The following is a 21,418-nucleotide window of genomic DNA, read 5'->3' as shown; positions in this document are numbered from 1 at the left end:
TTGCGCCGGAGCCGGCACGGTTTGCGCGCTGCGCGTCATGGCGAGGCGTCCTTCCGCGCCGCGCCCTTCCAAGCCGCGTCCTTCCAGACCACCGCCTGCGCCGGCGCCAGCGGCAGCTGGCCGTGCACGATCTTCGCGCCGGCGGGCAGCGCGGGCGAGAACGGCTGCGGGTTGTAGTCGACCATGAAGTCGTAGCCGCCGCGCCATTCGTGGAACACGCCGGTGGGCAGGTCCTCGATCGCCACGCCCGCGCGCCGGTACGCGTCGCGCACGAGCTGGCGCTCCAGCGCGCCGTCGTCGGTGGACACGCCGATCATGGTGACGCTGCCCTTGCCGAGCCGCCGGGTGGTGGCGGCCGCCTTGCCGGCGTAGTAGTGGTCGGCATAGGTGGCGAGCACCTCGGTGCCGGGGCGCGGCGACAGGATGTCGGCCCAGCGGTGCCACGCGTGGCGCTTGCCGCCCGCTTCGACGTTGCCGTCGGCGCTGGACGGCAGCATGTCGAAGCCGTCCACGTCGGCGCCGATCAGGTCGAGGATCGGCGCCGACCACGGTCCTTCGTGGAAGTGGCCAAGGGCGTTCTTCTGGCCGGTGCGGGCGGTGAGGATCAGGTGGCCGCCGCGCTCCGCGTAGCGCCGCCATTTCTGCGCCAGCGCCTCGCTCACCATCTGGTAGGCCGGCGCGATCAGGAACGGGTAGCGGTCGAAGTCGTCGCCTTCGGCGACGAAATCCATCGGCGCGCCGGTGCTCTTCACCGCCAGCGTGTAGCCGTTGCGGTAGGCCCAGGTATGCCACAGCGTGGTCTGCGGCTGGATCTCCAGGTCCCAGAACACGTCGTGGCTCCACAGGTAGCCGGTGGAGCGCGCGGCCATCGCGGCGGGCAGCCGCGCGCGGTCGTCCAGCTTGCCCTCCAGCGCCTTGATCGCGTGCATCGCGTCGACGAACTCGCGGCCGGTGCGCGACAGCGTCACGCCGTCGGTGCCGACGATGCCCTCGTGGTACATCTCGCTGCCGCGCAGCGGGTGGCGGTAGCGGTAGGTGCTCAGCAGCGAGGCGCCGGAGGCGAACGCGTGCCATATCCACATGCCGACCGCGCCCGGCGCCGGCTGCGGGTTGATCCCGCCCCAGTTGACCTGGCCCGGCTGCAGCTCCATCACGCCGAAGGTGCCGGTGATCGGGCGGAAGTAGGCGGCGGCCTCCATCAGGTTGGCCGGCCGGCCGATCGCGTAGCTGTCGCCGCCCAGGGCGTTGCCGCCGGCCACCGGGTAGAGGGTGAAGGTGGTGAAATCCAGCTTGCGGGTGCGGCGCGGGTCGGTCGCGGTGGTGACGTTGGTGTAGTTGGTGGTCACCCACTGGTCCGGGTCGGCGTACTTCTTGATGATCTGCGCCTGCTCGTCGAGGAAGCGCGCGGTGATGTCGGCCTGGAAGCGGGCCAGGTCGAGCAGGGCGTGCGGGCTGAGCTTGTCCTCCGCGGCCAGCGTCGCGTTGGGCAGCAGCACCTGGTCGAGGCTGGTGTAGCGGCTGCTCCAGAACGAGCCGCTCCAGACCGCGTTGAGCCCGTCGACGTTGCCGTACTTCTCGCGCAGCCAGCCCTGGAAGGCGCGACGCGCGCTGTCGCTGAAATCGGGGAAGCTGCCCGGCTCGTTGTCGACCTGCCAGCCCCATACGCGCGGATCGTGGCCGTAGTGCTGCGCCATCGCGGCGACCACCCTGGCGACGAAGGCGCGGTAGCGCGGGTTGGTCAGCGAGACCTCGGCGCGGATGCCGTGCTCGTGGCGCTGCCCGTGCTCGTCGACGCGGTAGACCTCCGGGTAGCGCTCGCCCATCCATGCCGGCGGCGCGGCCGAAGGCGTGCCCAGGATCACGCGCAGCCCGGCCTTGTGCGCCAGCTCGATCGCGTGGTCGAGCCAGGCGAAGTCGAAGCGGCCTTCCTCCGGTTCCAGATAGGTCCAGCTGAACTCGGCCATGTGGGTGAAATCGAAGCCGAGCCGGGCGATCCCGTCCAGGTCGCGCTGCCATTGCCCGCGCGGCCACTGTTCCGGGTAGTAGAACACCCCGAAGCTCATCGGCTCGCGCTGGTGCAGCAGGGCGGCGCCCTGGGCGTGCGGCTGGCCGGCCGCCGCGGCGGCGGTGCCGAAGATCGTCAGGGCGGTGGCGAGGACCGTGGCGAGCAAGGGTCGGAACATGGGCTAGCCTTGAGGGTCGGATTAATTTGTCAAATTATACTACCATTGGACTTGCCGCAATCCCGGCGAGCGAGCTGGACGATGGACATCCTGACGACGGACGAAGCCCTGAAACTGGCCCGGCGCCACTGGCGCATCCATGGCGAAGCCAGCCCGCTGCCATCCTACGCGGACCAGAACTTCCGCATCCGCGCCGATGGCGGCGACTACGTGCTGAAGGTGGCGCATCCGTCCTGGTCGCGCCAGGACATCGACCTGGAAAACCGGGCGATGATGGCGCTGGCGGCGCGCGAGCCGTCCCTCGGCTGCCCGCGGGTCCAGCCCGCGGCGGACGGCGGGCACCTGCTGACGGTGCCGGTCGCCGGCCGGGACCTGCTGGTGCGCATGCTCAGCTACGTGCCGGGCGCGACCTATGCGGCATCGGTCGGCGGCCTGGCGCCGGACCGGCGCGCGGCGCTGCACGCAAGCCTGGGGCGCGCGGTGGGCCGGCTGACCCGCGGGCTGGCCGGCTTCGAGCATCCCGCCGCCGGCCGCACGCACGACTGGAACCTGATGCGGCTGCCGGCCCTCGCGGACGAGGCCGGCCACGTCGCCGGGGCGGACGTGCGCGCCGTCGTGCAGGCCGAGGCCGATGCCTTCCGCGCCGCGTTGCCGCGCTGGCGCGAGGAACTGCCGGTGGCGGTGCTGCACAACGACGCCAACGACCTGAACGTGATCGTCGCGGACGACGGCGCCGGCGGAAAGCACGTCAGCGCGGTGATCGACTTCGGCGACATGTGCACCAGCTTCCGCCTGGCCGACCTGGCGATCGCCTGCACCTACGCCATGCAGCACGAGGCCGACCCGGTCGGCTGCGCGCAGCGCATCGTCGGCGGCTACCTCGCCGAGCAGCCGCTGCTGCGCCGCGAGCTGGAAAGCCTGCACGGGTTCATCCTGGCACGGCTGTGCCAGAGCGTCCTGATGGCGACGCGCAGCCAGCGCGAGCAGCCGGACAACCCCTTCGTGCTCGTGTCGCAGCAAGGCGTGCGCCGGCTGCTGCTCGGGCTGGCCGGCGTCGAGCGCGACGCCATCGTGCGCCCCTTCCTGGAATCGAGCCATGACTGAGACTCCCGTTCCCGCCCCGCGCATCGCGCCGGAACGCAGCAACGAGGACATCCTCGCGCTGCGCCGCGAGCACCTCAACCCGACGCTCAGCGTGGCCTACCGCGAGCCGCTGAAGATCGTGCGCGGCGAAGGCGTATGGCTGTACGACCAGCACGGGCAGGCCTACCTGGACATGGTCAACAACGTGTGCCACGTGGGCCACTGCCATCCCCGCGTGGTCGCGGCGGGGCAGGCGCAGATGGCGCGGCTCAACACCAACACCCGCTACCTGCACGATAACCTCGTCGAGTACGCGCTGCGGCTCACGGCAACCCTGCCGGCGCCGCTGTCGGTGGTGTTCCTCACCAATTCCGGCACCGAGGCGAACGACCTGGCGCTGCGCCTGGCGCGGGCGCACACGCGGGCGCAGGGTGCGCTGGTGGTGGACCATGCCTACCACGGCCACTCGCCCTCGATGATCGAGCTGAGCCCGTACAAGTTCGACGGCAAGGGCGGAGCGGGGCAGAGCGCGCACGTGGCCGTGCTGCCGATGCCCGACGTCTACCGCGGCCGCTACGGCGACACGCCGGATGCCGGCCGCCGCTACGGGCAACTGGCGGCGCCGGCGATCGGGGAACTGCGCGAGCGCGGCGTGGCGCCGGCGGTGTTCTACGGCGAGTCGCTGCTCGGCTGCGGCGGGCAGATCGTGCCGCCGGACGGCTACCTGGCCGAGGTCTACGCGGCGGTGCGCGCGGCGGGCGGCGTGTGCCTGGCCGACGAGGTGCAGGTGGGCTTCGGCCGCGCGGGCGACCACTTCTGGGCGTTCGAGCGGCAGGGCGTGGTGCCCGACATCGTCACGCTGGGCAAGCCGATCGGCAACGGCCACCCCGTCGGCGCGGTGGTCACCACCCAGGAAATCGCAGCCAGCTTCGTCACCGGCATGGAGTACTTCAACACCTTCGCCGGCAACCCGGTGTCCTGCGCCATCGCGCTGGCGGTGCTGGACACGATCGAGGAAGAAGGATTGCAGGCCAACGCGCTGCGCGTGGGCGATTTCCTGATGGACGGGCTGCGCGAGCTGCAAGGGCGCTTCGAGGCGATCGGCGACGTGCGCGGCTGCGGCCTGTTCATCGGCGCGGAGTTCGTGCGCGACCGCGCCGGACGGCAGCCCGACGCGGCGCGCGCGCGTGCGGTGGTGGAGGCGATGAAGGCGCGCCACGTACTGCTCTCCACCGACGGCCCCGACGACAACGTGCTCAAGATCAAGCCGCCGGTGGTGTTCAGCCAGGCCAACGCCGAGGAATTCCTGCACAAGCTGGAGGCGGCGCTGCGCGAGGCCTGATGCGGCGCCGCGCGCAGCCCCTCGCCGCCGCCCCGCCGTCGCCTCCGCCGTCATTCCAGCGAAAGCTGGAATCCAGTGCCTTAGGGGGCATGGACTTCCGCCTGCACAGACCTGCTCCGGAAAACGCCGCGCGAAACACCGAGAGAAAGCCGCATGACCGCCGTCACCGTACACCGCCGTACGCAGCGGAACGGAGCGACGTCAGACGCGCTCAGCGCGCCTTGCGTCCGTTCCTGCGCCGCCGCTTGGCGAGGTTGGCGCGCGAATCGTCGATCATCGCCTGCATCGCCCGGCGGGCCGCCTCGGGCTGGTTGCGGCGGATCGCGTCGAGCACCTTGCGATGGTGCGGCAGCGAATACTTGAAGTCGCCGGCCGTCTGCGCCGACAGCACGAAGAACATCCCCAGCACGCTCTCGATCACCGAGAACAGCGAGGCCATCAGCTCGTTGCCGGTGGCGCGCAGCACGGCGTTGTGGAAGCGCAGGTCGGCGGCGGCCCATGCCTTGGCGTCCGGCGCCAGTTCCATCTGGCGGTAGGCGCTGTCGATCTCGGCCAGTTGCCCGTCGCTGCGGCGTTGCGCGGCGGCGGCGGCCGCCGCCGGCTCGATGACCTCGCGCATCTCCACCAGCTTCTCGATGAAGTCGTCGGTGGGCATGGTGGCGCAGCGCCAGGACAGCACATCGGCGTCGAGCTGGTTCCACGCCTCGGTGGGACGGATCCGGGTGCCGGTCTTCGGGCGGGCCTCGATCAGGCCCTTGGCCGCCAGCACCTTCAGCGCCTCGCGCAGGGCGTTGCGGCTCACCTGCATGCTTTCGGCGAGGGTGTCCTCGCGCGGCAGCACGTCGCCTGGCTTCAGCTCGCCGCCCACGATCCTCGTGCCCAGTTCGCGGACTACCTGGCCGTGCAGACTGCGTGGATCCGTCGCTTTCATGCTGGATTCTTCTCTCGCGGGAGGTGGCATCCGCCACGGGGCGTGCGGCATGCCCCGGGCGCCGCCGGTGGTGGCGGACGCCTTCGCGTGCCGCGGTGCGGCGTCCTCCGGTAACTATACAGACAGCGGCCCGGTTTCAGTTCGCGTCTTCGCCGGGAGCGGGCGGGCGTGCCGCTATGGAGCCGTGCCTCGCGCCCCTGCCTGCCGCCTTCCTTGCCGCAGCGTCGGATGTCGTTCCGGCTCGCCGGATGGTGCATCCGGCCGCGGGGGTTGTCCGGCGTGCCTCGCGTTGCCGCGCCCCGATTCCCGCCCATGCGGGCTGCCTGCGTTCCATGCCGATGGCCGGCTCGCCGTCGCCATGGGCGGTGCGATGGCCGACCGCGCCATTGCCGATGCCCGGCCCGGGTCCGTTACTTTTGACGTATTGTACTATTGTAGTACAAATAGAAAAATCTGCGTTAGGATGCAGGGCATGCCCGGGGAAGCGCGGCATGCGACCAGGAGCGGCGCCGGCCGGACGCCGGACAGCGATGTCGGACAACCGAGGTTGGTCAATCCCGGGCAGCGCGCCGTCGCGCCTGCCCGAAGCCACGAAGAACGCAACCGTTCACACGTTCCGGGGAGGAACTCTCGAAATGAATGCTTGGAAGAAGCTCGACCGGCGGGCCCTGGCCACCGCCATCGGCGCCGTGCTGGTGGCCGGCGCGCTGCATGCCCAGGACGCGCCTTCGCAGGACCCCGCGCCGCCGCCCCAGACGAAGCCGGCGGCCGAACAGCGGCAGCATCCGTCGTCCGCGGAGAAGACCGCGCAGACCCTTGACCAGGTGGTGGTCACCGGCAACTCGGCGGCCGGCGGCATCCGCAAGATCGACGCCAGCTATTCGATCACCACGGCGACGCTGCAGCAGATCAAGGAACTGAACCCGGTCAGCGTGGCCGACCTGCTGAAGGTGTCGCCGGGCATCTACCCGGAATCCTCCGGCGGCCAGACCGGCGCCAACATCGAGGTGGCCGGCTTCCCGTCGGACAGCGGCGCCCCGTTCGTCACCATGCAGCTCAACGGCTCGCCGCTGTTCCCGAAATGGGACTACTTCACCGACGCGATGGTCCGCCTGGACGACACCATCGACCGCCTCGAAGCGGTGCAGGGCGGCACCTCGGTGCTGTACGGCAACGGCCAGCCGGGCCTGATCGCCAACTTCATCCTGCGCGAGGGCAGCAGCACGCCCACCGGCGACATCGGCGTCACCTACGGCTCGGAAGGCATGGTGCGCCTCGACGGCTTCTACGGCTTCCCCATCGGCGGCAAGGACAGCGGCTGGTACGGCAGCATCGGCGGCTTCTGGCGCAAGTCAGACGGCGTGCGCGACCCCGAGTTCGCGGCCGACAAGGGCGGCCAGCTCACCGCCACGCTGAGCCACGACCTCGACCATGGCTCGGTGATGTTCTACGCGCGCGCGCTGAAGGACAAGAACCAGTTCGTCACCGACACGCCGATCCTCAACCCCGGCCCCGGCAAGTTCTCCAAGTACCCGGGCTTCGACCCGCTGACCGGCACCTTCGGCAGCAACGCCAACCGCCGCCAGTTCTTCGAGCTGGCGCCGTGCTTCACCGCGGGCTGCTCGCCGGCCGGGCACCGCATCGACATGGCCAACGGCCAGGGCGGCGACGTGCACATGCTGGGCGGCAACCTGGACCTGGATTTCGACAGCGGCTGGTCGCTCTCCGACAAGCTGCTGTTCGTGGCCGGCAACATGGACACCACCGCCTTCTTCAGCACCGGCGACAACCCGACCACGCTGGGCAACTTCATCGACGACGCGGCCGATTCGTTCGGCCTGCCCGCGGGCATGACGGCCACGGCGACCTACCGCGACGGCCGCCCGGCGGACATGAACGAGAACGTCACCGTCCAGAACCCCGAATACATCCACAAGAAGATCCAGTCGATCAGCAACGAATTCCGCCTGAGCAAGGAGCTGTTCGAGGGCAACCGGCTCACCTTCGGCAACTACACGGCGGTGTACTCCGAGGAGCACTCGGAGGAGGCCGGCCTGAACATGCTGCTGCAGGCCCGCAACAATCCCGACCCGATCGTGGTGACCCTGTCCGACGGCACCCGCCGCTACGCCATCACCGACGGCCAGGGCCTGTACTGGAACAGCCAGCCGCAGTCGTGGATGGCGTTCAACGAGCACTGGCATGCGACCACCACCGCGTTCTACCTGGCCGACGAGTGGAACATCGGCAAGTGGCGCCTGGACGGCGGCGTGCGCGTGCACCACGACAAGATCGACGGCTGGCGCCAGAACACCGCCTCGGGCGACCTCGACGCCAATCCGGACACGGTCTACAACAACAACGCCAGGTACCTGATCGACAGCTACCGGCGCCCCTCCAGCTCGCGCACGGCGCCGTCCTGGACGATCGGCGCGAACTACACGATCAACGACAACATGAGCGCCTACGCGCGCGTCAACCGCGGCGTGTTCCTGCCCAGCTTCGACGACGTGGCGAGCCTGCCGGACGCGCCGATCGAGAAGATCAACAACATGGAGGTGGGCTTCAAGTACCAGGCGCCCTGGATCTTCGCCGACGTCAGCGCCTACCGCCGGCTGTTCCACGGCGTGCCGTACTCGATCAACCTGCCCACCGGCCGGGTCGACCTGGTCTACGGCTCGGTGACCAAGGGCCTCAACGCGGCGGTGACGGTCAAGCCGTTCGAGAACTTCTCGGTCGCGCTGAGCGGCAACTACATGGACGGCCACTACTCCGACTACGCCGACTGCGTACCCTACGTGGCCCAGGACGGCAGCGACCAGTGCACCAGCATCAACGGCATGACGCTGGACCGCCAGCCGAAGGTGCAGTACCGCCTCACGCCGGCCTACCTGATCCCCACCGGCTGGGGCAGCGTGAAGCTCTGGGTCACCTACGAGCACGTCGGCAACCGCTACGGCGACCAGATCGAGCAGCAGCCGCTGGGGCAATACCACGACATCAGCATCGGCGCGATCGCCAACGTCGGCAAGCACTGGGTGCTGACCCTGCGCGGCAGCAACATCACCAACGAGATCGGCATCACCGAGGGCAACGCGCGCCTGTTCGGCTTCGCCAGCAGCGGCGGGGTGATCCTCGCACGCTCGATCGAGGGGCGGGAGTACAACTTCCAGGCCAAGTACCAGTTCTGACCGGCCGCGTTGGTGGCGCTGCCGCCTTTCGCTAACCTGCATGGCGCCAGCCGTTCCGCCGGCCGGCGCCATGCGGCGGACGACGCGCCGCAAGCACACAGGAGCCCGATGTGATCCAGCTTTCCACGAAACGCCGAATCGCGGTGGCGCTTGTCGCCGCGCTGGCCCTGGCGGGCGGCGCGACGCCCGCCTACGCCGCGCCCGCGACCGGCGGCGACGTCCCGCGCCATCTCGACGTGCTGGACCTGCACGGCGCCGCGAAGGATGCGCGCGACCGCAGCTTCAACATCTTCTTCGACGCGGGCGCCTGGCACGGCTATAGCCTGCCGCCGGCCAGCGACGCGTCCACGGGCTTTGCCGGCCCGTTCGTGCACAGCCTCAAGGGCGGGCAATGGACCGGCGACCGCTTCGCCCGGCTCGCGCTGCGCGAGGCCGGCCGCGACCTGGCGCTGGCGCCGGACGCAAGCCATGCCGGCCCGGGCTACCTGGTGCGCAGCTATACGGCGCCGGGGCTGGCGGTGCGCCAGACGCTGTTCTTCCCGGACTCGTGGCGCGCGCTGGTGAAGATCGAACTCACCGCCACGGCCGGCCGCTCGCTGGAGCTGGCGGTCGAGGGCAGCGTGCTGCCCACGCAGGGCGCCCGGCTCGACGCCGCCGGCGGCACGGTGACGCAGCGCTTCGACGGCTCGGAGTCGCAATTGCTCACCACGCTGCTGGCGGGCGCGGACGCGGCGCGCGCCTCGCGTGCCGGCAGCGGCTATCGCATCGCGCTGGACCGGCCGCTGCGGCTCGAACCCGGCCGGACGGCCACGCTGTTCGTCGCGCAGGCGCTGCGCTACGACGCGCGCTCGGAGGTGCCGCCCGGGACCGATCCGGAGGCGGCCTGGAAGGCCAACCGCGCCCGCTGGGCCGGCTACCTGAAGTACGCCGACGCGCAGCATCTGGCCGGCGTGCCGGACGCAACGGCGCGGCACGTGGCGCTGAAGGCGGTCGAGACCTTGCTGGGCAACTGGCGTGCGGCGCGCGGCGACCTGCGCCACGACGGCGTGGTGCCGTCGTACTCCAATCCCGACTTCAACGGCTTCTGGGCGTGGGATTCGTGGAAGCACGCCGCCGCGCTGGCGCATTTCGCGCCGGACCTGGCGCGCGACCAGATGCGCACCATGTTCGACTACCAGGGCGCCGACGGCATGGTTCCCGACTGCGTCTTCCTGGACAAGGCGGACGACAACTGGCGCGACACCAAGCCGCCGCTGGCGACCTGGGCGACGCTGGAGATCTACCGTGCCACCGGCGACAAGGCCTTCCTCGCCGAGATGTACGACAAGCTGGTGCGCTATCACCGCTGGTGGTTCCAGGCGCGCGACCACGACGGCAACGGCCTGGCCGAGTTCGGCTCAACCGACGGCACCCGGATCGCCGCGGCCTGGGAAAGCGGCATGGACAACGCGGTCCGCTTCGACGCGGCGAAGATGCTGGAGAACGGCAAGGGCGCGTGGTCGCTGGACCAGGAATCGGTCGACCTCAACGCCTACCTGTACCGCGAGAAGGCCGACCTGGCCGAGATCGCCGGCGTGCTCGGCAAGGCGCAGGACCGGGCCATGTGGCGCAAGGAGGCCGACACGCTGGGGCGGGCGATCGGCGCGCGGATGTTCGACGCCGCGGCAGGCTATTTCTTCGATGCCCGGCTGGGCAGCCGCGAGCTGGTGCGCGTCTACGGGCCGGAAGGCTGGACGCCCCTGTGGGCCGGCCTGGCGGATGCCGCCCAGGCGCGCGGCGTGACGCGCGTGATGCTGGACCCCGACCGCTTCGCCACCACCATGCCGTTTCCCACGCTGGCCAGGAACGATCCCCGCTTCTCGCCGGTGAAGGGCTACTGGCGCGGCCCGGTGTGGATGGACCAGGCGTATTTCGGCGTGGCGGCGCTGCGCCGCTACGGCTACGCCAGGGAGGCCGACGCCATGGCCAGCCGGCTGGTGCTGAACGCGCAAGGATTGGCGGCGCAGGCGCCGATGTACGAGAACTACGATCCGCTGACCGGCCGCGGCTACCAGTCGCGCAACTTCAGTTGGTCCGCCGCCAGCTACCTGTTGCTGATGCAGCCGCAGGGCGCGGCGCGTTCGCCGCGGGCGGCGGAGTAGCCGATGCCCGGCCCGCGCCGGTCGTGCCGGCCGCGGCGCCGATCAGCCGGCGCCCGCGCGCCGCGTGGCGATGGTCATCCCGTTTTGCAGGGCCAGGGTGACCGGCGTCCGCGCCGCGATGTCGAGCAGGCGCGTCCATTGCTCGTCGTCCAGCACGGCTCCAGCACGCAGGGTGCGCTGGACGCGCGTGTTGCCGTCGATGTCGCGCTGGAGTTCAAGACCGACCGTCAGCTCGCCCAGTTCCCAGCGTTTTTTCTCGGCATACATCCGCAGTGTGATCGCGGTACAGGCACCCAGCCCGGCCAGGACATAGTCGAAAGGAGCGGGGCCGGCGTTCAGGCCGCCCTGCGCGAACGGTTCGTCGGCGACCAGCGCATGCGCGCCGGTGCGGATGTCGTGGCGGTAATGCGGGCCGGCGGAGCGGACCTCGGCGCGAGCGATGGTCTTCACCGGCGGGCTCCGCGCAGGTGCAGCCCGGCGACGTCCGGCGCCACCAGCCGCGGCGACGGGCTGCCATGGACTTCGCCGAAACGGCGGCGCTCGTTCCAGGCCAGCGTGGCTTCCTCCATCTCCTCCGGGCGGCGCGCCACGAAGTTCCACCACAGCAGGATCTCCTCGCCGAACGGCTCGCCGCCGACCAGCACCAGCCGGCAGGCCGCGTCGCATTCCACCTGCAGGTGCCGACGGCCGGTGCCGAGGTAGAGCAGGGTGTCCGGCGCCAGCGACTCGCCTTCCACGCGGGCCTCGCCGGCCAGCACGAGCACGGCATGCTCGAAGCCGGGTTCGAGCGGCAGGCGCGTACTGGCGCGGCCGGCGGCGGCCAGGTCGAGGCCGACCAGCGGCGAGAAGACCTCGGCCGGCGAACGCTGGCCGAAGGCCGTGCCGGCCAGCACGGTGACCCGGAAGCCGCCTTCGTGGATCACCGGCAGGTCCGGGTAGTGCTCGAACGACGGCTCGCGGTGGCGCTCCGCCTCGGGCAGTGCGATCCACAACTGCACCGCATGCAGGCGCCCGGCTTCGGGCGAGGCTTCGTCCTCGGCGTGGGCGATGCCGCGGCCGGCGGTCATCAGGTTGACCTGGCCGGGGCGGATCACCTGCTCGAAGCCGAGGCTGTCGCGGTGCATGATCTGGCCCTCGATCATCCAGGTGAAGGTCTGCAGGCCGATGTGCGGATGCGGCCCCACGCGCAGGCCCTGGCCGGCCGCATAGTCGATCGGGCCGGCGTGGTCCAGGAAGCACCACGCGCCGACCATGCGGCGCTGGCGGTTCGGCAGGGCGCGGTGGATCGGCAGCAGGCCGACCTCGGCGCCGCGCGTCTCGATGCGCTCCAATACGGGATGGCCGGGGCAGGGCTGGCCGTCGTGGGAATCCGACGGCGCGGACTGGGGTGCGGTGTTGGTCATGGGATCACCCTTGGTTGTGGATGCACGGGCGCTGGAAGCTTGCGTGGACGGACGCGGCCTGGGGATCGAGCAGGGCCGTGGCGATGTGGATCTCGCCGCTCAGCATCTTGTGGATCGGGCAGGCGTTGGCCACTGCCAGCAGGCGCTCGCGCTGCGCGGCGGTCAGCGTACCGTGCAACGCCACCTGCCGCTGGATGTCGTTGTGGCCGTCGGCCGGCGCGCCGTCCGGGTTGAGGCGCAGGGCCACCTGCACATCCTCCAGTGGCCAGCCCTTGCGCTGGGCGTACATCTTCAGCGTGATCGCGGTGCAGGCACCGAGGCTGGAGAGCAGCAGCCCGGTGGGCGTGGGGCCGGCATCCGCGCCCTGGAGTCCGCGCGGCTCGTCGCCGAGCCAGTGGTGGCCGCGGCCATCGGCGAGGGCGGTGGTGTACGGCGTGGCGCCGGTCGCGGCGATGACGGTGCTGTCGGAGGCCATGGGCGGTTCATGCACAGGGAGGTGCCGCCGAAGATAGCGGCCGGCGGCGTGCAGCGGAAATGAAGCGCCCACGGCGGAGCCTATGCAGGCATTGCCGCACGCTGGGGCGGCCGCTCGCAATCGTGGCCCCGACGATTGCCGGGCACAGGAAGCGGGCACGCGGCGGCTCGTGCCGGGCGCCGGGCCGGTCCTCACGAAGCGGTGTTTCGACGGGATCGCCGGGATGCCATGGACGGGCGAAATGCGGCCGTCGCTCGCGTGGCCTGCGGCGGGATGGGGATGGCGGGCGCGTCGACGGCATGCGGTTCCGGGTCGTCCCGGCGACCGGAAGAGAGGGCATGCCTGCGAAATCCGCGATCCGGCCGGCGTCGACGCCTTCGGCCGGATCACGGTCCTTCCTGATCGGGCCCGCCGCCACGGCCGGCCGTGGCGGGTCCAGGCCCCGGGCGGGTCTTGCCGTGGGGCGCGGGCGGGCGTCCTGCTACCCGGGGCGGCGCGCGCCGCCTACTTGGACAGTTCCAGCAGGGCCGAGGAGACCCAGCCCTTGTTGCCAAGCTCGTCTTCCACTTCCCACATCACGCCCTTCTTGTTGCCGGTGGGGTAGAGCATCATGCCCGGATCGAGCGTGCGCACGGCCGCGCCGCCGGTGGCGGTCGCCAGGAGGCGGCCCGGCTTGAGCATGGTCACCGCCTGCTGCGCGTTCGACTGGGCGGCGTTGGACGACAGCGAGCCCAGTTGCCCGACCAGCTTGTTGTAGGCCTGCAGGTAGGCCATGGTGATCACCTGGCCGATCTCGGTGTTGGCGTAGCCGCCCACGCCCGCGCCGCCGAAGCCGCTGGAGCCCCACAGCGCACCGCTGCCGGCGAAGCTGATGTCGTTCTTCTTGGCGCTGCCGTCGGCCATGGCGACCTGCTCGGACGAACGCACGTCGGTCAGGGTGAGGACCACGTCGGCGGTCTTGCTGGAGAAGCCGACGTTGCCCGCGAGGCGGCCGATCTTGCTGCTGCCCAGCAGGCCGCCGAGCACGCTGCCTACCGAGCCGCCGTTGGCGTCGCGGTTGCTGGAAACCAGGTCGGGCACCAGCACGTAGTCGGCGGCCTTGATCTGCCCCTTGCCGAGGTTGGAGCGGGCGCGCAGTTCGCCGCTCGACGCCAGGCTGCGCTCGCGCATCGCCATGTCCATGCCGGCGCTGCGGTCGACCAGCGTGAAGCAGCCGGACTTGGCCACGAACACCTTGATCAGCTTGGTGGGCGAGGGGAGCTGGCGCTCGCTCCACCAGTCCACGCCGCGCTCCGGCTCTTCGACGGCCAGCGTGCCGATCCTGGTGGCGCAGGTGGGAATCTGCGTCATCTGTTCGGCGCGCTGGTCCTGCGCACTCGAGGCGTGCGCAGAGAGCGAAACCGCCATCGTCAACGCCAGACTCCATGCGCTGCCCTTCATGGCAACCTTCTTGCGAGGATCCATCTGTTCCTTCCTGTGTGATTTGCGAGCGACTCGCTTGCCGGCCGGACGGCAGGCCCCCTGGAAATCGGGAAGCGTTCCCGATTCGGCGGCATCCTCGCAAGAGAGTGACGAAAGTGTCAATTGCAGGCCCGATGCGGGATCGAGCGGGTTTCGCGCAAGGATTTTTGTCCGCCTCGGCCACGCATCCAGGGCAGATGGCAGCGCATGGCCGGCGTGCCGTTGCGAGTCGAAGACGGCGCGGAGATTTCCCGGTTCCGGAAGCGGCCACGACGAAGCCGGCGGTATTGCGCGACGCCGTCGGCAGAGGGCATGCGCATGACGGAGAGCATCCGTGACTGACCGGCTGCGCTGGAACCTGTGGGCGCAATCCGTGCGTGCGGGCACGTGTTGGTTGCCGGGTCGCGCGCCACCATGTGACGGCGAGGGCGCGCAGTTCCGGCGCTTTCATTCGGGACCACGATCGCTGCCTTGCGCGAATCCTCACGCCGGCGCATCCCCTGAGGGTGGGATGCCGGGAGCGGGCGGTGCGGCCATCGGCGGCGATGCCTGGGGATACCGGCGGCTGCTCCGCACAGGGCGCCGTGGCGACGGGACCGCCGTTTTCTCTCGGTTTCGCCGGGAGGGCGGCGATCGATTGCAGCGACGGGCAACGAGGCGCCGGGCACGCGCCGGCCGGCGCGTGCCCGGGCCGGCCGGCGTCAGAAATACGCGCGCAGGCCCACCGAGATGTTCCGGCCGGGCAAGGGTGCGACATCCTTGAACAGGGATGTCGCCGGCCGGGCCGTCTGGTTGGTCAGGTTGTTGCCGTCGAGGAAAGCCTCCCACTGGCTGCGGGCATCGTCGTGGAAGGTCCACGCGAAGTGCGCGTTGACCAGCGTATAGCCGGCCGTATCGGTTTCGAACTCGGCCGTCTTGTCCTGCTTGAAGTAGCGCACGGCGCCGAGGCTCGCCCGCAGGTCGCCGGCGCTCCAGTTGACTTGCGCGCCAAGGCGTCCGGCCGGGATGCGCGGCACGTTGCCGCCGCCGTCGGCAAGCGTGGCGCGGACGGTATCGCCGAATACGCGCAGGTCCCAGTTGCCGTGGGTGTCCTTGGCGAGGTGGAAGGTGGCCTCCGCCTCGGCGCCGCGGAACTTGGCGTCGTTCTGCGACCAGATGCGCACGGGCAGGTCGTCGTCGATCTCGCCGGTGTCGGCGAGGTAGATGAAATTCCTGTAGCGGTTGTAGTAGACGGCGACCTTGCCTTCGACGGCATCGCCATGGAAGTGCAGGCCCAGCTCGGCCTGGTTGGAGGCTTCCTTGTCGAGGTTGGCGTTGCCGACCTCGAAGGTGGCGGACGCCTCGTGCGGGCCGTTGGCGAAGAGTTCCTCTTCGGCCGGCGCGCGTTCGGCATGGTCGAGGTTGAGGCTGACATGCCAGTGTTCGGCGAACCGCCAGGCGGCGCCCGCGGAAAAGCTGTTGGGCGAGAAGTCGCGCTTGTTGCCGTTCTCCGGCTCGCTGCTCTGCTTGTCGCGGCGGGCGCCAAGCTCGATCTTGACCGGGCCGAAATCGCGCTGCTCGGTCAGGAACACGCCGACGTTCTTGGTGGTCGTCGCGGGCACGAAGGTCTCCTCGCCCACCGCGGAGAACTTCCTGTGCTCGGTCTGCACGCCGATGGCGCCTTCCCAGCCGGCAACGGGTCGGTGCGAGACGATCAGGCGGCCCTGGTTGCCGTCGGTGCTGAAGGTGGTTCCAGGCTCCGCGCCTTCGTACTCGACGTGCTGGTAGGCGTTGTGGCCGAGGTTGAACTCGATCTTCGAGACGCCGGAGAACGGATCGACCAGGCCGCCTTTGAGGTTGTAGTTGGTCTGCGCCATCTTGATGGTGACCGGGTCTTCGCCCTCGGCCGGATCGCCCGGTTCGGCGGGGCTGCCGTAGTTGTCCATGAAGCGCGCGACCGACATGCCCAGGTAGCCCCAACTGCCGAGCAGCGAGGCGCCGACGGCGCCGGCGGTGGTCTTGACCTGGCTGTTGGCGAGCGTGCCGCCGGGAATGTCGTAGCTGCCGTTGTCGCGATGCATGCCGTCGACGTGGAGCGCGAAAGCGTCGTTGCCGCCGTCGACGCGGAACATGCCGGTCTTGCCTTCGGAGACGCTGTCGTAGCGCGCCTCGGCGCGGCCCGCGAAGCCGTTGTCCGGCGCCTTCTCGGGGATGCGCCCGTCGACGACGTTCACCACGCCGCCGATGGCGCCGGAACCGTAGAGCAGGGTGGAGGGGCCTTTCAGCACCTCGATCTGGTCGGCAAGGAACGGTTCCAGGGTTACCGCGTGGTCCTGGCTCACGTTGGAGACGTCCTGCGAGGCGAGGCCGTTCTCCAGTACCGAAACGCGCGGGCCGTCGAGGCCGCGGATCACCGGGCGGCCGACCGCGGTGCCCAGCGCCGTGGTCTGCACGCCGGGGATGTTCGATACGGTTTCGCCAAGGGAGACGCCCTTGGCGTCGTCCAGTTGCGCGCCGGCCAGCACGGCTACCGGGTGCACGATCCGGTCGACGCTCTGGCCCAGCGGCACGGCGGTGACGACGACGCGATCGAGATCCTGCACGGCCTTGTTCTTCGCCGTCGTGTCGGGCGCCGCGGCATCGTCGGATGAGGGCGGGGCCGCAGCCAGGCTGGGCAGGGTGGTTCCGAGAAGGGAGGCCATGGCGATGGCGAGAAGGGTGTTGCGCATTGGATGGGGTCCCCAGAAGGCCGCGGGATTGCAGCAAGTTCTTTCGATGTAATGTTATATCGTAACAATAAATGGCCGAGCCTGTGCAATTAGTCATGCCCGCCCGCCGGCAGGTCCTTCGGAGAGCAGGTGCCGGCGCACGCGCCGTGGATGACGTTGCATTGAGCGGAATGGCGTAGAAAATTGCGGAACGACACCGGCAGATCTTTCGGGTGCGCGCTTCACGGGGGGACTGGTTCGAGGACGAAGGTGACGGACGGGCACGGCTGCTCCCTTGGAGAAATTGGGAGTGCTTGACTCTGGACCTTGATCAAAGGTCTAGACTTTGGGGCATGAACACACAAAACGCTTCGCTCACCATCGGTGCCGTCGCCAAGCGCGTCGGCGTGGCTATCGACACGATCCGCTATTACGAGCGCGAGGGGCTGCTGCCCGAGCCGCTGCGGCGGGCCTCGGGCTACCGCAGCTACGGCGAGGGCACGGTGGCGCAATTGCGCTTCATCCGGCGCGCCAAGGACCTGGGTTTCACGCTGGAGGAGATCCGCGACCTGCTGGCGCTGTCGGCCGACCGGCGGCGCGGGGTGAAGGCGGTGAAGCAGCGGGCCGAGCAGCGTCTTGAGGCGATCGAGGTGCGGATCGCCGAACTGCAGCGCGTGCGCGACGGGCTGGCCCAGTTGATCGCCTCGTGTCCCGGGCACGGCGCTCCCGAGCAATGCCCGATCCTGCGCGCGCTGACCGACGAGGAGGCGCAGCCATGAGCGCACAGGGCGCATGCTGCGCCGCCAGCGGCAGGCCGGGAGACGGCATGGCGGTCGATCCGGTCTGCGGCATGGCGGTGGATCCCGCCAAGGGCGCGCACCGGTCGGAGCATGCGGGGCAGGTGTTCCATTTCTGCTGTGGCGGCTGCAAATCCAGGTTCGATGCCGCGCCGGACGACTATCCGGCTTCCGGCCGCCGGCAGGACGAGGCCGGCGGCTGCCGTTCGGCGCCTGCGGCGCGCGCGCACGACGGAGCGCACGCGCATGCGGACCACGGTCATGCCCACGGACACCACGGCCACGACCATGGACGCCACGGCCATGCCGGCAAGGCGAAGGACCCGGTCTGCGGCATGGACGTCGATCCGCTCACCGCGAAGCACCATGCCGAGTACGACGGCGTGGCCTACCACTTCTGTTCGGCCGGCTGCCGCGGGAAGTTCGTGGCCGCGCCGGAGCGCTATCTCGGCGAACGCCCGGTCGAGGCGGCGATCCCCGGCACGATCTATACCTGCCCGATGCATCCGGAGGTACGGCAGGAAGGCCCCGGCGACTGCCCGAAGTGCGGCATGGCGCTGGAGCCGATGATGCCAAGCGCCGACGAGGACGACGGCGGCGAGCTGCGCGCGATGACGCGACGCTTCCGGTTGCTTGCCGCGATGACCCTGCCGGTGTTCGTGCTGGCGATGGGGCCGCACCTGTTCGGCTGGCACTGGCCGATGCCGTGGGACCGCATTTCCGGCTGGGTCGAGGCGTTGCTGTCCAGCGCGGTGGTGCTGTGGGGCGGCGCGCCGTTCTTCGCGCGCGGCTGGCGTTCGCTGAAACCCTGGCAGCCGAACATGTACACGCTGATCGCGCTGGGCACCGGCGTCGCCTGGGCCTACAGCGTGGCGGCCTTCCTGCTGCCCGGCATCTTCCCGGCCGGCCTGCGCGACGCGCATGGGCGCGTGGGGGTGTATTTCGAATCGGCGGCGGTGATCGTCACCCTGGTCACGCTGGGCGATTTCCTGGAGCTGCGTGCACGCCGCCGTACCGGCGCGGCGCTGAAGGCGCTGCTGGGGCTGGCGCCGAAGATCGCGCACCGGCTGGCCGCCGACGGCGGCGAGGCCGACGTGCCGCTGGACGAGGTCCGCCCCGGCGACGTGCTGCGCGTGCGCCCCGGCGAGAAGGTGCCGGTGGACGGCGCGGTATTGTCCGGCGAAAGCCACGTCGACGAATCGATGCTCACCGGCGAGCCGATGCCGGTGCCCAAGGCCGAGGGCGATCCGCTCACCGGCGGCACGCTGAACCTGGACGGCGCGCTGAGCATGCGCGCGGAAAGGATCGGCGCGGACACCCTGCTGTCGCAGATCGTCGCCCTGGTGGCGCGGGCGCAGCGCAGCCGGGCGCCGCTGCAGCGCGTGGCCGACCGCGTGGCGGCCTGGTTCGTGCCGGCGGTGGTGGCCTGCGCCGTCCTCGCGTTCGCCGGCTGGGCCTGGTTCGGGCCGGACCCGAGGCTGACGCATGCGCTGATCGCGGCGGTGTCGGTGCTGATCATCGCCTGTCCCTGCGCGCTGGGGCTGGCCACGCCGATCTCGATCATGGTGGCCAGCGGGCGCGGCGCGCGGCACGGCCTGCTGTTCAAGGATGCCGGGGCGATCGAGGCGCTGCGCGGGATCGACACGCTGGTGCTGGACAAGACCGGCACCCTGACCGAAGGCCGGCCGGCGCTGACGGAGCTGCTGCCGCTCGGCGACGTGCCGCGCGAGCGCCTGCTGCGCCTGGCCGCCGCGCTGGAACGGCCCAGCGAGCACCCGCTGGCGCGGGCGATCGTGCAGGCCGCCGGGGAGCGGCTGCCGGCGGTGGACGATTTCCGCAGCCTGACCGGCCGCGGCGTATCGGGCCGCGTCGAGGGCAGCGTGGTCGCGCTCGGCAACGAGCGGCTGTTGCGGGAACTTGGCATCGCGCCGGGCGAGGACGCGGCGGCGAAGGCCGGGCAATTGCGCCAGGACGGTGCCACCGTGATGCACCTGGCGGTGGACGGCGTGCTGGCCGGCCTGGTCGCGGTCGCCGACCGGGTCAAGCCGGATACGCCGGAGGCGCTCGCGGCGCTGCACCGCGAGGGGCTGCGCATCGTCATGCTCACCGGCGACAACGCCGTCACCGCCAGGGCGGTGGCGCGCGAGCTGGGCATCGACGAAGTGCACGCCGACGTGTCGCCGGCCGACAAGGCGGCGGTGGTGAAACGGCTCAAGGCCGAGGGGCGGCGGGTGGCGATGGCCGGCGACGGCATCAACGATGCACCGGCGCTGGCCGCGGCCGACGTGGGCATCGCGATGGGCCACGGCACCGACGTGGCGATGGAGAGCGCGCAACTGACCCTGGTGAAGGGCGAGCTGACCGCGCTGGTGCGCGCCCGCGCGCTGTCGCGGGCCACCGTGCGCAACATCCACCAGAACCTGTTCTTCGCATTCGCCTACAACGCGGTCGGCGTGCCGCTGGCGGCCGGCGTGCTGTACCCGCTGCTCGGCATCACGCTGTCGCCGATGGTGGCCGCGCTGGCGATGAGCCTGTCGTCGGTGTCGGTGGTGAGCAACGCGCTCAGGCTGCGCCGCGTGCCGCTGTGACGGCTGTCATCCGCGATCGCTGACGCCTGCTCCTGCCGCGCGCAAGGCGTTTTCCCGACGATACCTCCCGCACCGATGCGGTGCGGGAGGATTTCGCATGAACAGCGACAGCGCCGCCGGCAACATCCTGGAACGCCATCCGCTGCCTGGCCGGCTCGCCGCACTGCCGACCGGTCCTGCCATGCGGAAATTGTGCCGGGATTTGTTCGTCATGGCTCCGGCGCCGCATTTCAGCGGCCTCCACCCGTTCGGCTGAGCCCATGCCGCCACGCTGCGGCGTGGCGGTGCATCCGTAAAACCTGCACACCGGAGAACGCCATGAACTACCTGACCGTCGACAAGCACCCGCTCGACAAGTACCTGCCGCTGCTGCTGGCGGCCTTCGCCACCGCATCGACGCTGTTCGGCCTGGGCTGGGTGCTGGACGCCAGCCTCCACCTGCCGTTCTGAAGAAGAGGGTGTGCCGCGCGCGGCGTTCGCACGCATTTCACCGCGGCGTCTCAACATGCGCGGTCCGCCCCGGGCAGGTGCGCAAGGCTGGCTATACTGCACCTTTGGATACTGTGCGGAGGCAACGTGACCAGGCAGCTCGTGATCGTTCTCGACAACCCGCCGCTGGAACACGATCGCTGGGCCGACGAGGTGTTCGCCCAGGCCCGGTTCGCACCGATCAGCAACGCCGAGGTCGCGGCGCGGATGGGCCAGGATGCGGCCACGCGCGAAGTCCTGCTGCAGCACGCCGACGACCCGATGGCCGATGCCGAGGTGCTGGCGCCGTACTACCGCCGCGCCTTCGAGCAGCTCTACGGCGACGTGCAGCGCGCGGGTGTGTTCGGCACCGCGTGGCTGGTCTACGCAGGCGAAGTCGACGCCTGCGTGATCGACTGGTCCGAGGTCGAGCGGCTGGCCGGCGCGCCCGGCGTGCCGGCGGACGACGGCGAGCAGTTCCGCCGGCGCAGCAAGGATTTCGTGCACGAGCGTACGCGCAAGTACCTCAAGCCGGGCCGGCTGCTCGAACTGGAGCCGGGCCTGTCGCACGAGGAAAAGGTGAGCCGGACGTTGGCTTTCCTCAAGCAGTTGGGGTTGTGCTGACCCGGGGTGCCCGGATCGCCCGCCCGGGCGGTCCGCCCGGATAG

Annotated in this window: 16 protein-coding genes; 9 read left to right on the top strand and 7 right to left on the bottom strand. The window is 70.4% G+C overall.

The annotated features are described in order from the left end of the window. Positions 1 to 35 precede the first annotated feature (35 nt). Positions 36 to 2,183: a beta-galactosidase gene (locus tag ASG87_RS12210; RefSeq protein ID WP_056005332.1), complete on the bottom strand. Its 2,148-nt coding sequence runs from the start codon at positions 2,181 to 2,183 to the stop codon at positions 36 to 38. A gap of 81 nt (positions 2,184 to 2,264) precedes the next feature. Here ASG87_RS12210 and ASG87_RS12205 point away from each other — a divergent pair, with 81 nt between their 5' ends. Further along, on the top strand, positions 2,265 to 3,287 hold the full coding sequence (locus ASG87_RS12205; RefSeq protein WP_056005329.1) for a phosphotransferase: 1,023 nt from the start codon (positions 2,265 to 2,267) through the stop codon (positions 3,285 to 3,287). Next, entirely contained in the window at positions 3,280 to 4,608 is a 1,329-nt protein-coding gene (locus ASG87_RS12200) for an aminotransferase class III-fold pyridoxal phosphate-dependent enzyme (RefSeq protein ID WP_056005326.1), read from the top strand. The genes ASG87_RS12205 and ASG87_RS12200 overlap by 8 nt, the downstream gene beginning before the upstream one ends. A gap of 211 nt (positions 4,609 to 4,819) precedes the next feature. Here ASG87_RS12200 and ASG87_RS12195 read toward each other — a convergent pair whose 3' ends face one another. Further along, entirely contained in the window at positions 4,820 to 5,539 is a 720-nt protein-coding gene (locus ASG87_RS12195; RefSeq protein WP_056005323.1) for a FadR/GntR family transcriptional regulator, read from the bottom strand. 635 nt (positions 5,540 to 6,174) lie between these two features. Here ASG87_RS12195 and ASG87_RS12190 point away from each other — a divergent pair. Together ASG87_RS12190 and ASG87_RS12185 are read left to right on the top strand one after the other, a co-directional pair. Next, positions 6,175 to 8,730 (top strand): TonB-dependent receptor, encoded by a 2,556-nt coding sequence (locus ASG87_RS12190; protein WP_056005320.1) that lies wholly within the window; start codon positions 6,175 to 6,177, stop codon positions 8,728 to 8,730. 110 nt (positions 8,731 to 8,840) lie between these two features. Next, positions 8,841 to 10,871 carry a trehalase family glycosidase gene (locus ASG87_RS12185; RefSeq protein WP_157511063.1) on the top strand — a complete coding sequence of 677 codons (2,031 nt, stop codon included), beginning with the start codon at positions 8,841 to 8,843 and terminating at the stop codon, positions 10,869 to 10,871. Between the two features lie 42 nt (positions 10,872 to 10,913). On the opposite strand, the gene ASG87_RS12180 is transcribed toward ASG87_RS12185, so the two are convergent. From ASG87_RS12180 to ASG87_RS12160, 5 genes are all read right to left on the bottom strand, one after another. Continuing rightward, the gene (locus ASG87_RS12180; RefSeq protein ID WP_157511062.1) at positions 10,914 to 11,321 is read right to left on the bottom strand and encodes an OsmC family protein; all 408 of its coding nucleotides are present in this window, start codon (positions 11,319 to 11,321) and stop codon (positions 10,914 to 10,916) included. Next, positions 11,318 to 12,274, bottom strand: coding sequence for a pirin family protein (locus ASG87_RS12175; RefSeq protein WP_082582934.1), 957 nt, complete (start codon positions 12,272 to 12,274; stop codon positions 11,318 to 11,320). The genes ASG87_RS12180 and ASG87_RS12175 overlap by 4 nt, the downstream gene beginning before the upstream one ends. Before the next feature lie 4 nt (positions 12,275 to 12,278). Further along, positions 12,279 to 12,749: an OsmC family protein gene (locus ASG87_RS12170; RefSeq protein ID WP_056005314.1), complete on the bottom strand. Its 471-nt coding sequence runs from the start codon at positions 12,747 to 12,749 to the stop codon at positions 12,279 to 12,281. 504 nt (positions 12,750 to 13,253) lie between these two features. Further along, positions 13,254 to 14,156, bottom strand: coding sequence for a CsgG/HfaB family protein (locus ASG87_RS12165; protein ID WP_235499655.1), 903 nt, complete (start codon positions 14,154 to 14,156; stop codon positions 13,254 to 13,256). A 755-nt stretch (positions 14,157 to 14,911) separates the two neighbouring features. Beyond that, a complete protein-coding gene (locus ASG87_RS12160; protein ID WP_056005309.1) occupies positions 14,912 to 16,918 on the bottom strand; it encodes a TonB-dependent receptor in 2,007 nt (668 codons plus the stop codon). A gap of 332 nt (positions 16,919 to 17,250) precedes the next feature. Here ASG87_RS12160 and ASG87_RS12155 point away from each other — a divergent pair, with 332 nt between their 5' ends. From ASG87_RS12155 to ASG87_RS12145, 5 genes are all read left to right on the top strand, one after another. Then, positions 17,251 to 17,676 carry a heavy metal-responsive transcriptional regulator gene (locus tag ASG87_RS12155; RefSeq protein ID WP_056005306.1) on the top strand — a complete coding sequence of 142 codons (426 nt, stop codon included), beginning with the start codon at positions 17,251 to 17,253 and terminating at the stop codon, positions 17,674 to 17,676. Then, complete coding sequence (locus tag ASG87_RS12150) at positions 17,673 to 20,282, top strand: heavy metal translocating P-type ATPase (protein ID WP_056005303.1); 2,610 nt, start codon at positions 17,673 to 17,675, stop codon at positions 20,280 to 20,282. Before ASG87_RS12155 ends, ASG87_RS12150 begins: the two co-directional genes overlap by 4 nt. 97 nt (positions 20,283 to 20,379) lie before the next feature. Next, complete coding sequence (locus ASG87_RS20180; protein WP_157511060.1) at positions 20,380 to 20,538, top strand: hypothetical protein; 159 nt, start codon at positions 20,380 to 20,382, stop codon at positions 20,536 to 20,538. A 62-nt stretch (positions 20,539 to 20,600) separates the two neighbouring features. Beyond that, a complete protein-coding gene (locus tag ASG87_RS21210; RefSeq protein WP_268761811.1) occupies positions 20,601 to 20,732 on the top strand; it encodes a hypothetical protein in 132 nt (43 codons plus the stop codon). A 126-nt stretch (positions 20,733 to 20,858) separates the two neighbouring features. Then, on the top strand, positions 20,859 to 21,374 hold the full coding sequence (locus ASG87_RS12145) for a hypothetical protein (protein WP_056005300.1): 516 nt from the start codon (positions 20,859 to 20,861) through the stop codon (positions 21,372 to 21,374). Positions 21,375 to 21,418: the final 44 nt, after the last annotated feature.

The organism is Frateuria sp. Soil773, from assembly GCF_001428405.1.
GTDB lineage: Bacteria > Pseudomonadota > Gammaproteobacteria > Xanthomonadales > Rhodanobacteraceae > LMSL01.
Note: the sequence above shows the minus strand (reverse complement) of the source record. Positions and strands in the feature narration are given on the sequence as shown.

What these genes read in the sequence shown, in the direction of transcription:
- ASG87_RS12175 (WP_082582934.1), bottom strand. Translation starts at nt 12,274, where the DNA reads ATGACCAACACCGCACCCCAGTCCGCGCCGTCGGATTCCCACGACGGC.
- ASG87_RS12155 (WP_056005306.1), top strand. Translation starts at nt 17,251, where the DNA reads ATGAACACACAAAACGCTTCGCTCACCATCGGTGCCGTCGCCAAGCGC.
- ASG87_RS12170 (WP_056005314.1), bottom strand. Translation starts at nt 12,749, where the DNA reads ATGGCCTCCGACAGCACCGTCATCGCCGCGACCGGCGCCACGCCGTAC.
- ASG87_RS21210 (WP_268761811.1), top strand. Translation starts at nt 20,601, where the DNA reads ATGAACTACCTGACCGTCGACAAGCACCCGCTCGACAAGTACCTGCCG.
- ASG87_RS12150 (WP_056005303.1), top strand. Translation starts at nt 17,673, where the DNA reads ATGAGCGCACAGGGCGCATGCTGCGCCGCCAGCGGCAGGCCGGGAGAC.
- ASG87_RS12200 (WP_056005326.1), top strand. Translation starts at nt 3,280, where the DNA reads ATGACTGAGACTCCCGTTCCCGCCCCGCGCATCGCGCCGGAACGCAGC.
- ASG87_RS12195 (WP_056005323.1), bottom strand. Translation starts at nt 5,539, where the DNA reads ATGAAAGCGACGGATCCACGCAGTCTGCACGGCCAGGTAGTCCGCGAA.
- ASG87_RS12205 (WP_056005329.1), top strand. Translation starts at nt 2,265, where the DNA reads ATGGACATCCTGACGACGGACGAAGCCCTGAAACTGGCCCGGCGCCAC.
- ASG87_RS12210 (WP_056005332.1), bottom strand. Translation starts at nt 2,183, where the DNA reads ATGTTCCGACCCTTGCTCGCCACGGTCCTCGCCACCGCCCTGACGATC.
- ASG87_RS20180 (WP_157511060.1), top strand. Translation starts at nt 20,380, where the DNA reads ATGAACAGCGACAGCGCCGCCGGCAACATCCTGGAACGCCATCCGCTG.
- ASG87_RS12165 (WP_235499655.1), bottom strand. Translation starts at nt 14,156, where the DNA reads ATGGCGGTTTCGCTCTCTGCGCACGCCTCGAGTGCGCAGGACCAGCGC.
- ASG87_RS12190 (WP_056005320.1), top strand. Translation starts at nt 6,175, where the DNA reads ATGAATGCTTGGAAGAAGCTCGACCGGCGGGCCCTGGCCACCGCCATC.
- ASG87_RS12160 (WP_056005309.1), bottom strand. Translation starts at nt 16,918, where the DNA reads ATGCGCAACACCCTTCTCGCCATCGCCATGGCCTCCCTTCTCGGAACC.